This is a genomic window from uncultured Fibrobacter sp., from assembly GCF_946062555.1.
Classification (GTDB): Bacteria; Fibrobacterota; Fibrobacteria; order Fibrobacterales; family Fibrobacteraceae; genus Fibrobacter.
Genome location: NZ_CAMGVQ010000016.1, coordinates 37,755 through 49,972, shown reverse-complemented (window position 1 = coordinate 49,972; position 12,218 = coordinate 37,755). Strand labels below are relative to the sequence as shown.

The 12,218-nt window shown below is 49.4% G+C and carries 8 protein-coding genes; 7 read left to right on the top strand and 1 reads right to left on the bottom strand.

Annotated features, from left to right (window positions below; translation table 11 throughout):
- The first annotated feature begins 32 nt into the window (after window positions 1-32).
- From Q0P86_RS06645 to Q0P86_RS06620, 6 genes are all read left to right on the top strand, one after another.
- Complete coding sequence (locus tag Q0P86_RS06645; protein ID WP_295038247.1) at window positions 33-893, top strand: Cof-type HAD-IIB family hydrolase; 861 nt, start codon at window positions 33-35, stop codon at window positions 891-893.
- Between the two features lie 115 nt (window positions 894-1,008).
- Window positions 1,009-2,874: a diguanylate cyclase gene (locus Q0P86_RS06640; RefSeq protein ID WP_295038243.1), complete on the top strand. Its 1,866-nt coding sequence runs from the start codon at window positions 1,009-1,011 to the stop codon at window positions 2,872-2,874.
- Complete coding sequence (locus Q0P86_RS06635) at window positions 2,867-4,522, top strand: EAL domain-containing protein (RefSeq protein WP_295038240.1); 1,656 nt, start codon at window positions 2,867-2,869, stop codon at window positions 4,520-4,522. Before Q0P86_RS06640 ends, Q0P86_RS06635 begins: the two co-directional genes overlap by 8 nt.
- A gap of 89 nt (window positions 4,523-4,611) precedes the next feature.
- A complete protein-coding gene (locus tag Q0P86_RS06630) occupies window positions 4,612-7,101 on the top strand; it encodes an NPCBM/NEW2 domain-containing protein (RefSeq protein WP_295038237.1) in 2,490 nt (829 codons plus the stop codon).
- A complete protein-coding gene (locus Q0P86_RS06625; protein WP_295038234.1) occupies window positions 7,098-8,252 on the top strand; it encodes a glycosyltransferase in 1,155 nt (384 codons plus the stop codon). Before Q0P86_RS06630 ends, Q0P86_RS06625 begins: the two co-directional genes overlap by 4 nt.
- A gap of 49 nt (window positions 8,253-8,301) precedes the next feature.
- Complete coding sequence (locus Q0P86_RS06620) at window positions 8,302-8,988, top strand: hypothetical protein (RefSeq protein WP_295038231.1); 687 nt, start codon at window positions 8,302-8,304, stop codon at window positions 8,986-8,988.
- 212 nt (window positions 8,989-9,200) lie between these two features.
- Here the strand turns inward: Q0P86_RS06620 and Q0P86_RS06615 are convergent, their stop codons facing one another.
- On the bottom strand, window positions 9,201-10,085 hold the full coding sequence (locus Q0P86_RS06615; protein WP_073055694.1) for a phosphoribosylaminoimidazolesuccinocarboxamide synthase: 885 nt from the start codon (window positions 10,083-10,085) through the stop codon (window positions 9,201-9,203).
- A 166-nt stretch (window positions 10,086-10,251) separates the two neighbouring features.
- Here Q0P86_RS06615 and Q0P86_RS06610 point away from each other — a divergent pair, with 166 nt between their 5' ends.
- Window positions 10,252-12,213 carry a hypothetical protein gene (locus tag Q0P86_RS06610; RefSeq protein WP_295038228.1) on the top strand — a complete coding sequence of 654 codons (1,962 nt, stop codon included), beginning with the start codon at window positions 10,252-10,254 and terminating at the stop codon, window positions 12,211-12,213.
- The last annotated feature ends 5 nt before the right edge of the window (window positions 12,214-12,218 follow it).

Genomic DNA, 12,218 nt, shown 5'->3' with positions numbered 1-12,218 from the left:
AAATCCGAATTCTGAATTACTATATTCTACGCATGAAACTTCTTTTCACCGACCTTGACGGCACGCTCTTGACCGACGACAAGACCATTCTCGATATAGACATGAAGGCTATCGAGGAAATGCTTAAGTGCGGTCATAAGTTGGTGCTCTGCACTGGGCGTCCGCTTACGAGTGCCAAAAAGTTGGCGCAAAGGTACGGTTTCGACAAGCCGGGCTTCTTTTTAGTGAGCTTCAACGGAGGCCTCATCTACGATTGCGCTACCGAACAGTCTATCCTTACTCGTCGCATCCCGGTGGAATCGGTCAAGTTCATCATGGACGAGGCCCATAAGCGGGGGATGCATGCGCATACCTACGCGGGCGACCTTGTGGTGTCGGAATACGAGACGGAACAGCTCAAGACCTACTGCCGCTTGATGCAGATGGATTATGCTGTCGTGGATGATATCCGCGAATTCTTTGGCTTAGCGGATGTTGTTTCGGGAAAAGCACCGACGGCGCCGATCAACGTGGTGGTGAAGCCGCCTATCAAGGTGAATATCATTACCCCGTTCGATCATTCAAGCTTGGTGGATTTCCGCACCGAGATGCGCAAGACGACGGAGGGCAAACTCTTTGATGTATTCAGCAAGCCCGAAATGCTTGAATTTTCGCACATGCAGTCCAATAAGGGCGACGCGGTGCGGTTCATGGCCAATTTTTACAAGGTCCCTCTCTCGGATACCATTGCTGTGGGCGACGAGGAGAATGATTGCACGATGATTGAGGCTGCAGGAGTAGGAATTGCCATGGCAAATGCCTCCGAGGTGGCGAGATCGGAGGCCAATTATGTGACAAAAGCGGATAATAACCACGGTGGAATTGCCGAAATTGTTCATAAATTCGTCATTTAGGGCATTTTAATCCCAAATATTCCAAGTTGGAATAATTAACGCAAATTTTTTCGAACAAAACCAATGTCAATATGATATCTTATATATAGGATTATTGTGCAGGGATTCCATATATATGAAACAATTCCAGTTTGATTATCACAGCGTCACTTCTTTAAAACGGGATCTGGATAAGATTAATCTCTGGTGCAAGTCAAGAGTGTTTTCTCATGTGGTATTTCAGATTTATTCCAATTCCATGGATCGGGGGCAAATAGACCTTGTTTGCGATGTTATATCGCAGAATTTCCCGGATTCTGTGTATATGGGTTGTTCTACGGCGGGCAACATTGTGGATGGACGGATTTCTAATGCGGAAATTTCCGTTATCTGTACGATTTTTGAATATCCTACGACCCAAATAAAACTGTTACAGTATACAATAAGCGATGAAAATGCCGGTGTAGTAGAAAGCATAAAAGATGAAATCAAGGCGAATCCATGGGTGAAGGCGGTTGAACTGCAACTGACGACCCTTGGAGTATCCATGGCGTCGTTCTGCGACGCGTTCAAGGGCGTGGATCCATCGATTGCCATTTTTGGCGGTGGAGCCAACAATCCTGATTTGAAAAATTCAGAAACATGCGTTTTTTCAAATGTGGGCGGGTATTCCGGAAAAGGAGTTCTTGTCCTTTTGATGGGAGGTGAGGACTTTTTTGTCTATACAACTCATGTAATAGGATGGAAACCCCTTGGCCGTGAATTTTCAGTGACGAAGGCGCAAGGCCCTGTGCTGTATAAAATGGATGGCGTGCCGGCTTATGAAATCTATCATCGTTATCTGAATGTCCTAAATGACGAACATTTTATTTTCAATACGCTGGAATTCCCGTTGTCCTATAAGCGAAATGGAATCGATATCATGCGTGCGCCGGTTGCCTGTAACGAGGATGGTTCCGTGGTCATGTCTTCAGATATTGAAGAAGGGGTAAAGGTGCGACTTGCTTATGGTGATCCGAGGACTATTCTCGCAAGTGTTCGAAAAGACGGCCGCGAAGTAGGAGTGTTCAACCCGGAAGTCATTAAAGTCTTTTCTTGTGTGGTGCGTCGAATCTTTTGGGGCAAAGAAGAAATTAGTAGTGAGACGCTCCCGCTGCAGAGTATTGCGTCTACTTCGGGCTTTTATTCTTCTAGTGAATTCTTGCGTACGGGTTGTTGCGTGAACCAGCACAATGCGACTCTTGTTATTGCAGGAATGCGTGAAGGAAAGGGTGGGGAACGTTACGATTTTGAGGTGCCTGAAGAAAGTTTCTCGGGCAAGGTTTCCATGATTAACCGTCTGGCGACCTTTATTGATGCTACGACTCGCGAACAAATAGAAGCAAATGCGAAACTTTCGTTTACCGCAGTTACGGATTCGCTGTCGTCTATGTTTAACCGCGCCGAAATCCAACACAGGATTAATGAATGTGTCGAAAGTGGGGCGTCGGGTTGCCTTGTTATGCTTGATATTGATGACTTTAAACAAATTAACGAAATCTACGGGCGCGCTGAAGGTGATGTGGTCATTGCTGAAATGGGACGAATCTTACGCACTGTAGCCGATGATACAGGACTCTCTGGGGTGCGTGCGTCTGAATTTAACGCAGACGAGTTTGAGGCGATGTGCAAAGAAAACATAGGTAATACTGAATTTAATATTCGCCCGGTGGTCTTGGATGTAAAATCGCCTATTGGTCGTTGGGGAGGGGATGAATTTATGGCGCTTTTGCAAGAATCTTCTTTAAAAACGGCTATGGATTTTGCTAATCGGGTTCGTGTCGCGTTCAATGATATTACATTTGAAAAAGCAGGTTGTCGTTCTGTGAGTGCCGGTGTAGCTGAACTTCGGAAGGGCGAAAGTGTTGATGCCACGATTGTTCGTGTCGACAACGCTCTGTATAGGGCTAAAAAGTTGGGCAAGAACCGCGTTGTTGCATCAGAAGGAGAAATTGATGGATAATGCTGTCAAAGCGAAAATAGATTCCTTGTACGAGGCTTTTTCTGTACTTTCGAATGGTGCATATACCTATATGACTGATATGGGGACGGATTGGACCCGCTGGTCCAAAGAGGCTGTTCGCTATTTCGGCTTGCCTGACGAGTATATGCAGGGGGTCGCCTATACCTGGATGGAGCGTATCCATCCGGATGATCGCGCCGCTTATAAAGAAAATATCGATAAGGTCATGAGTGGCCAACTAAGTGAGCATAATCTTCAGTATCGCGTGTTGACAAAAGATGACCGCTATATTGTTTGCACGTGCCGAGGTGTTGTGCTCCGTGATGGGAATGGTACTCCAGATTTCTTTGGCGGAATAATCAAGAATAACGATACGCTGAGTTATTTTGACGATATTTCCAATATGAGGAGCCTGTACGGTTTTCTGGAAGATCTGCAATCGGCAAGTTGTCGTGGAGAAAGCTTGCAGATTATGATTCTGGGTATTAATGATTTTTCTCGCCTGAACGAAATTTACGGCTATACTTTTGGAAACCGTGTGCTACAGGAATTTTCGAAAATGGTTAAGACTGAGGCGCATGGTATGGGAACGTGGTATCGAATGGACGGTACCAAGTTCGCTGTTGTCTGTCGGAAAGCTTCTGTTGATGACCTGAAGAACCTGTATAAGCGAATTCAGTATAATTCCATTCATGACTTTAACGTGGATGGAACCCGCGTAGTTCTTTCGTTTGTGGCGGGAGCCATCAACTTGGAAAAATTTGATGTCAGTGCAGAAACGGTTTATTCTTGCCTGCGATTTGCATATTACGAGTCCAAGAACAACCACTTGGGAGAACTGTTCGTTCTTAAGAACAACGTAAATGATGATAAGCGCATTGCGATTGAACGAATCAATGTGATTCGCAACAGCATCGTGAATAATTGCGAAGGCTTCTATTTGTGCTATCAGCCGATTGTAGACGCTGATTCCGAAAAGATTGTTGGCGCCGAAGCCTTGATTCGTTGGAATAGCAACGAGTATGGTGTTGTTCCGCCCGTACAGTTTGTCGATGTTTTGGAACAAGATAATTTGTTCCCGGAACTGGGTAAGTGGATTTTAAGAACTTCTATCAGGGATGCAAAGAAAATTCTTGATTCCTATCCGAGTTTTGTAATTAACGTGAACCTTTCGTATACGCAGCTGGAAAAGCCGGACTTTGTTGATAGCGTACTTCATATTCTTGAACAAGAAAAGTTCCCGCCACAGAACCTGTGCCTGGAAATTACGGAACGTTGCCGTCTTTTGGACATGGATCTTCTTAAGAATATTTTCACGAGGCTCCGTGGTCGAGGAATCAAGGTTGCCCTTGATGATTTCGGTACAGGGTTTAGCTCGATTGGGGTTCTGCGAGAAATTCCGGTTACCTCGGTGAAAATTGACCGTAGCTTCGTGATGAATATCGAACAGGATTCTTCTGACCAGAAAACGGTGCGTTTTATTTCGGAATTGGCGGATTCGTTCTCGTCTTCGGTGACGGCAGAAGGTATCGAAACGCCTGAAATGCGTGAATTCCTGCTGCGCTTTAAAATCAAGAACTTGCAGGGATTCTACTATTCGAAACCGTTGCCTATTAACGATTTTATGGACAAATATGTGAATGCGTAGATAATTCAGAATTATGAATTCGGAGTTGAAAAGCAATTCTGAATTCAGAACTCTGAATTTTGAACGAAATAATTAACTAAATTAGGGACATGAAGAATATTCTTGAACGCCTGGGTAACAGTCGCAGGCATTTTATTGTGTTGGGAATTACACTTGCCGTATTGGTGGGCGCATTCCTTGTTTTCAACAATTTGACTGTTTCGTACGCTCGACGTTGGGATATCGACTGGGGCTACTACGCCATTCTTTCGACTTTTATCCTGCTGGTTGTGGGGTTGGCGGTGAACTTGCCCGAGATTTTGCGCGGCAGAAAGAATTTCAAGCCTTCGGGAAAAAGCATCTGCGCCTTTGCCGGAATTGCACTTGTGTTCTCGGTGTTCATGTTCGGGAATATCAGCAATACGCACCGTGTGCTGAGCGACGAGACTAGCTGGGAGTCAATGGGACTCCAGATGTATTTTGATCATACGGGAGGCATCTGTAACGAGGGAATCTGGAAAGATGGGGTCCTGGATTGTAAGACCGAAGTGAATAATTTTAAAGGAAAGGCGCTCGGGTTCGTCTATTCGCTGGTGTTCAACTTCATGGAACCGGGGCGCGACACGGCCTTGCTGGTCAACTATCCTTTCTACCTGTTGAGTCTCCTGTTCTTTTTCTTTGCGCTTTCCAAGTGGTTCAAGAATGACTGGGCGGCACTTGCGGCGACCGCTTTCTTGGGTGGAATGCCGATTTATTTGTTGCAGGCCAGGTCGGCCTCGACAGAAGTGCTTTACATCTTCTTGCTTGCTGCTCTGATGGCGTGGTATGCCTTTGTCCCGGCGAACAAGGTGAACTGGAAACATTTCCTGCTGACGGTCCCGCTGCTCGGATTCTTTGCACAGACTCGCCAAGAGACTGTTTTTGCCTTTATTCCTTTTGCACTTTATTACTACAAGTATTTCTTTGAAAAGGCGCATAGACTTCCGCTTTTTGTGGCATCTGTGATTGCGGTGAGCTGGCCTTCGGTGAACACGATGGCGGCCTACCGCGGCTACGATTTCCAGGGGGGTGAACATGCGGCTCATTCGCTTGAAAATCTGTGGTTCAATCTGAAGACAAATATCGAAATCATGTTGAACTTAAAAGAAGATTCGTCTTTTGGCGGAATCATGATGAACCCGTTCTACACGACTTTTACGATTATTCTTCTGGCAGCGACTGCGTGGCTCCTATTCCGTCTGATTTATTCGCGTCGTTACTGGCGTGGGGCCTTGCTTGGAATTACCTTCTGCGTGCAGATTTTTGTAATCCTCCTGAATGTGTCGGGAACGTTTACGATTGACATCAATCAACGTTACGTGCTGGTGGCGCTTCCGCTGTTTGCTCTGATTATGGCATTGGGACTCTTTGATGCCCTTGCCTTTACGACCAAGATGAAACCTGATGCGGCTGGAAAGATTGTTTTGGCGGTATCGGTGGCCCTTTCGGTGGGACTCATGATTTACCATGGGGATAGCTTCCGTCACAATATGCTTTATTACAAGAATAAGCTGCTGGGTGAAGAAGACTATTTGGACAAATCTTTGGAGTCTTTCCCCGAAAACTCCATATTCATCTATGCACGACCTTGGCAGATGCTTGCCTCTAGGCATAGTTCCTTTAGCGAACGCACTTTTATGGGGTGGGATACCGAGACCTTTGCCAAGTGGCAACAGCAGTCCGGTGGAAATATCTACATGGTTCGCGGACAGGATGGCTACGGCGAACTCAACCGGAAGTCCCGTGTGGTGGGATTCAAGACGACGGACCAGGTAGACGAAATCCTGAAGGATTACAAGAGTGAGCGCGTGTTGATTGAACCAAAGCTGTTCGGTTATCCTCTTGCGATATATAAGATTATTGCGAAGAAGGGTGTATCGACATACCAGCAGAATTTCTTCGTGGGTGATATGGCCGATGGGGCGATGGTCGTGAACAAGCGTTTCCCCGAGGCGATTACCTGCAACTACTCGCTGAATGGCGAACTGCAGGAGGAATTGGTTATTACGCAGGAAGCCGATACCTTGCTGCTGGATTCCGCGAAGATTACGGCAGGTATGAACCGCGTGAACTTTGAATGCATGATGCCCGATTCTGATACGCTTGGACTTGTGAAGGATTTCTTTGTGGAAACTCCGGAGGTGTTACTGCTTTCGAAGTTGAAAATCGATGCGTTTGAACAGGCGTGGGGACAACCGCAGATGAATGCGACGGTTGAACATCGCAAGTTGACGCTCGACAAGGAAGTCTTCCGCTACGGTATCGGTTCGCACGCCCCGGCGTTTATCCGCTACAGTTTGCCGCGTAGTTATTCAACGTTGCATGCGACCATCGGCCTGGATGACGAAAGTGCTTGCGGCGATGGTGCTTCGTTTATTGTTCTGGGCGACAACCGTGAATTGTTCCGCAGCAAACGATTGTATTCGACGGAAAAGCAGAATATCAATGTTGACGTATCCGGCGTGAAAGTATTGGAACTCCGCTTAGATGAAGGAGATAAGAAGGACAAGGACTGCGATCACGGCGACTGGGCGAATGTCTGGCTGGAGGCCGTTCGTTGAAAGTCCTGGTAGCACCGCTTGACTGGGGGCTTGGGCATGCGACTCGTTGCGTGCCCGTGATTCGGGAATTCCTGAATCACGGGGCTGAAGTCGAACTTGCCGTAGTGCGTTCCAATGCAGGGCTTTTACGGGGTATATTCCCGGAACTTCGGCAGCGTTTAGTGCCTTCTTACAACATTGTGTACCCGAAGCACGGCTACAATATGGGACTCTGGCTTGTGAAGAACGGAGCCCATTTGCGGACGGTGATGAATTATGAACATCGTATTGCCGAGGAAATGGTGAAACGTTTCCACTACGATGTACTGGTCTCCGATAATCGTTTTGGATTTTATAGCCGGAATGCCAAATCGATTTATATGACGCACCAGCGGCGTATTGCCTTTCCCCGTGTGCTGTCAGCGTTTGAATCGCTCGGGATGCTTTGGCAAGCCTCGGTGATGAAACATTTTGACGAGGTCTGGGTGCCGGACTTGCCGGAATTTCCTGGCTATGCGGGCTCGCTTTCGCATGTGAAAAATTGCCCGGTGCCGGTAAAGTATGTAGGGGCGTTGTCAAGATTCGGCGGAAAGGAGTGGGATTCTTCGACTTGTTTGGGCAAACTCGGTCCCTATTGTTTCGTGGCGGTTGTTTCGGGGGTGGAACCTGCCCGAACCCGCTTCGAGAACCTGTTGCGTAAAGTACTTGTCAAAATTCCGGGACGTCATGCGATTATTCTTGGAAAACCGTCGCTTGGGCTGAAGACTTCCAATGAAAATAACCTGGACTTGTTCACGCATCTGCCGGACGAGCAGTTTGCTTCTGTGGTGCGGTCGGCACAGTGGGTGATTTCGCGCGGCGGTTACAGCACCGTGATGGACATGGCTGTCCTTGGTGCCCGTTGTGTATTTGTACCGACTCCGGGACAGTATGAACAGGTGATTCTCGGACGCGATCTTGCTCGCGAAGGTTTCGCCGCGACTATCGATGAATCCAGGTTTTCGACAGAAAGCCTGCTTGCAACGATTGGTGAAAAAGCCTGCGTGGCCCTCCCGAAACCAGGAGAGAATAACCTACTGAAAGATGCTGTTAAAGAACTTATGTCATTCTCGACCGAAGGGAGGGTATCCAATGCTGGATCCCGTCTCCCCTCCGCTACGCTTCGAGGATGACACGCTCCAGGATGACTCATCTCATTCTTAATTCTTCATTCAACTAACTATGCCTCAATTCATTCTTGCTTTCCCTCTCACAAAAGAAGTTAACGAACCCCTCGCTTTAACCGAAACGGTGACGCTTGCGGCCGATGCGACGTCGGCGATTATTCCCGGTTGCAGCGTAATGTTCAAGGTGGTCCGCAAGGAACATGTGGATGGCCTTGACGATATTTTCAAGGAACATCAGGATATTCCCGCTGAAACAGCAGCCGCAATCGATGCTCACAAATCGCTGCTATTCTTGCTCGGTGAAGTCAAGAATATCGACGAAGTGACCCAGGTGAATATGGCCATTCTGAAAGTCTTGAACGCAGGTGCGCTTGGCGTGTACATGCAGCAATGTGGCGCCGCCTGGACCGATGCGGGTTTCCGCGAAGAAGTGGGCGATGGCGAATACCCGATGGACCCGTGGATCAATTTCGTAGAAGCGGGTGATACGATTTATACGCTCGGGCTAGCAACGTTCGTGCTGCCGGATTTGTGCATTGCAGCGAGTGCCGAAGACCCGCAAGAAGCTTTGCTGATGGCGGCAGATTCTTTGTTCGGCGAAGGTGTTCCGGCCAAATCCGGCTCCGAAGTCGACCTCGGCGAAGGTGTTCATTACGTGCTCCGCGCCGAAGCCAAGAATCCCTTCCCGAAAGACAGCCTGGAATTCAACAAGCAGGGAATACTTCGTTTAATCAAGAAGTAAAACTAAAAAACGCAGACGCGAAGATCTGCGTTTTTAATCTGCGTTTTTAAATAGTGCGGTCTCCCGTGAGCAACAAACGCCTCGTATTAACGAGGCGTGGTTGCGACCTTTGGCCACTTAGCACTTTAGTGCTTATGTGGATATGGCCCCCCTTGCGGGGGTAGCGAGGCGAAATCACAATCTTTTTTATGCGATAGAGCCGAGCGGTCTCATTAGAGTTCCGGCTGCTTGCCGGTGAGGCGCACGAAGATTTCTTCGTACTTGGCGAGCGTGTTCTTCACGACGTCTGCCGGAATTTCCGGACCCGGGTAGGTCTTGCCCCAGTCGAGAGTTTCGAGCCAGTCGCGAACGTACTGCTTGTCGAAGCTTTCCTGGTTCTTGCCCACCTGGTACTTGTCGGCCGGCCAGTAACGGCTGGAGTCCGGCGTGAGCACTTCGTCGATGAGAATAGTCTCGCCATCGATTTCACCGAATTCGAACTTGGTGTCGGCAAGGATGATGCCCTTGCTTGCTGCATAGTCGCGGGCCTTCGTGTAGATGTCCAAAGACATGTCGCGGAGTGTCGTTGCAACCTTTTCGCCAACGATGTCGAAAGTCTGTTCGAAGCTGATGTTTTCGTCGTGGCCAACGTCGGGCTTGGTGCTCGGCGTGTAGAGCGGCTTTTCCAGCTTTTGGCAGAGCTGCAAGCCTTCCGGGAGAACATGACCGCAGATCTTGCCGGTCTTCTGGTAGTCCTTCCAGCCGGAACCCACGATGTAGCCGCGGACGATGCATTCCACGGAATGGCGGTGAGCCTTCTTCACGATCATGGAACGGCCGCGGAGGTAGTCGGCGTGCTTCTTCAAAACGGCCGGGTATTCGTTCACATCGGCGGTGATGAGGTGGTTCTTCATGCCGAGGTGCTGGAACCAGAACAGCGAAAGCTGGTTGAGGATTTTGCCCTTACCAGGGATCGGGGTGGGGAGCACCACGTCAAAAGCGGAAAGACGGTCGCTGGCGACCATCAGGAAACTGTCGCCCAGGTCGTACATGTCGCGTACTTTACCCTGGTGGAACAGCGGAACTTCGGTAATGGGGGTTTCAAATTTTAAGCTCATAGTACCCCAAATTTAGTAATTTGAAGCGCTCTTTTTTCTATTTTCACTAAAACACGGTGCGTTATGAACTTATTGAAATCCCTATTTTTTTCTTTAACTGTAGCCTCTGTCGCATTTGTGGGGACTTTTAGAGCGGCCCGGTACCTTTCAAATTAAGGTTTGAAATATGAATTTTTCGATAAAGACGATGTTTGGCTTGACGGTGGTCGCTTCTGTGGCGGCTGTGTGGCTTTCGGCTTGTGCCTCTAGTAAACCGGATGCCGTGGAAGGTTCCGCAAATAGTGCTGTGCAGGAATCGGAACGCCCGAAGGTGATGCCTCCGCAACCTTCTACGCCGGTTACGGTTTTTGAACTGAAGGTGATGAGTGCCGACAAGCAGGTGCGTGTTGTCGATAAGCCGACCTTGGCAGCGCTTGATTTTGCGGCCTATTTCAACAATCCGATCCGCCAGGCGGGCAAGGACGAAAAGCCTGAAAACTATGCGGGAAAAATGGCGTCGGCAAAGCTTGCGGAATACCCGTTCCCGATGCTCGATTCGCTTTCGGAACATGAACCCGCCGTTGTTGCAGAAAGACAGCCCCTGGCCTGGGAACCTTTGTCAAAGATTCTCTATGCGCAGACCGGGAATGATTCGCTGGGTGTTTTGCTGAATGCGGTCGAGGCGGTCAAGTGGAACGAACCCGAGGTTTTCCGTGCATTCCAGACCGTTTCACGCTTGTGGGGTGTGCCCCTGAGCGATGGTTCGGTGGAATGGTGGGTCGAGGTGATGCCCGCTTTATGGACGGGACGGACCGTGTTCTACGGAAAGTTGAAACTGGCGTCAAAGGGTGAAACAGCCGAAATCCTGAATTACTACCTGACGGGAGAAATGAATATCGACGATGCCATGAATTGGGCAAGAACGTTGTCGTCTTACTGGTATCCGACCTTGAATACGGACTTGGAACCGCATACGGCGGGTGCTCCCTGGGAAGGTGATAAGAACAGGCCGTTTGCGGTGATGCGCGGAAACCCGATGGGGACTCCGACGTGGGTTGCTTTTGAGGCTCCGGCCTTCCGCTTGAGCGACGAGGCGTTGCGTGCAAAGCGAACCGCCGATTCCCTGGCCGAGGCGGGCGAGGTGGTTACCGTGAACCGCGCTCTTGATACGAGTTCTGCGTTCCGCCTGCAGACGCTTGCTTCGGTCGAAGGTTCCTGCCCGGAGAACGATGCGACGCAAAAATTCCGCGATGAACTTTCGAAAACGCTCCATAAATTGCCTAAGGAGCAGAACGCCTGGGCGTCGAATGAAATGCTCTGGTTCCGCCGCAATGCTAACTATCTGACTGCAGACAAGATTACGGCGCAGGATAGCTTGCACAATCCGCTGCCGCGCCTTCTGGAACTCAAGAAGTATCTTGATTCCCTTGGCGTCCAGCTATTGGTGGTCCCGATTCCCGTGAAGGAAGAAATTTATGGGGAACGCCTTGTAGAAGGAACTGCTGCGGATCTTTGCGTGAATCCGGCGGGCCGTGAATTTACCCGCGAAATGCTTGCCGCGGGACTCGATGTCCTGGATGTCTACCCAGCGCTCATGGCGGCAAAGGCGGGGGATGAACCGCCCCACTTTAGTTATCAACGCTACGATACGCACTGGGCGCTTTCGGGAATGCTTGCGGCGCTTGAACAGTTGGCTTCCCGCGTGACGCAGTATTCCTGGTATGCGGAATCCGGCGCCCAGCCGGGAACGCTCAATATGCAGGAAACCAGGACGCTTCGCGAAGGCGACCTGGTGGCTCATATGCCCGATGCCGAAAAGTCGAAGTATCCGGCAGATACTTTGTCTGTGATGAAGGTTTTCAAGGGGACAGAAGCTTACAAGGGGGGCAAGAATGCGCCAATCCTCTTGATGGGCGACTCGTTCACGGGCGTGTTTGAATCGGTGGACCAAAAGAGCGGTGGACCGGGATCGCTCCTGGCCTATGCAACGGGCCTCGATGTGCAGGTGCTTACCAGTTGGGGTGGCGGCCCCGGCGTGTACCATCGTATGATGAAAATGAAGAAGGATATGCAGAGTAAGCGACTTGTGATTTATATGATGACGGCTCGCGACTTTTGGCAGTCTCCGATGGAATGGGACGGATTGTAGATCAG

Bases quoted from the DNA above. Each gene is read 5' to 3' on its own strand.
- Q0P86_RS06615 (WP_073055694.1), bottom strand. From the start codon at position 10,085: ATGAGCTTAAAATTTGAAACCCCCATTACCGAAGTTCCGCTGTTCCAC.
- Q0P86_RS06630 (WP_295038237.1), top strand. From the start codon at position 4,612: ATGAAGAATATTCTTGAACGCCTGGGTAACAGTCGCAGGCATTTTATT.
- Q0P86_RS06640 (WP_295038243.1), top strand. From the start codon at position 1,009: ATGAAACAATTCCAGTTTGATTATCACAGCGTCACTTCTTTAAAACGG.
- Q0P86_RS06620 (WP_295038231.1), top strand. From the start codon at position 8,302: ATGCCTCAATTCATTCTTGCTTTCCCTCTCACAAAAGAAGTTAACGAA.
- Q0P86_RS06610 (WP_295038228.1), top strand. From the start codon at position 10,252: ATGAATTTTTCGATAAAGACGATGTTTGGCTTGACGGTGGTCGCTTCT.
- Q0P86_RS06635 (WP_295038240.1), top strand. From the start codon at position 2,867: ATGGATAATGCTGTCAAAGCGAAAATAGATTCCTTGTACGAGGCTTTT.
- Q0P86_RS06645 (WP_295038247.1), top strand. From the start codon at position 33: ATGAAACTTCTTTTCACCGACCTTGACGGCACGCTCTTGACCGACGAC.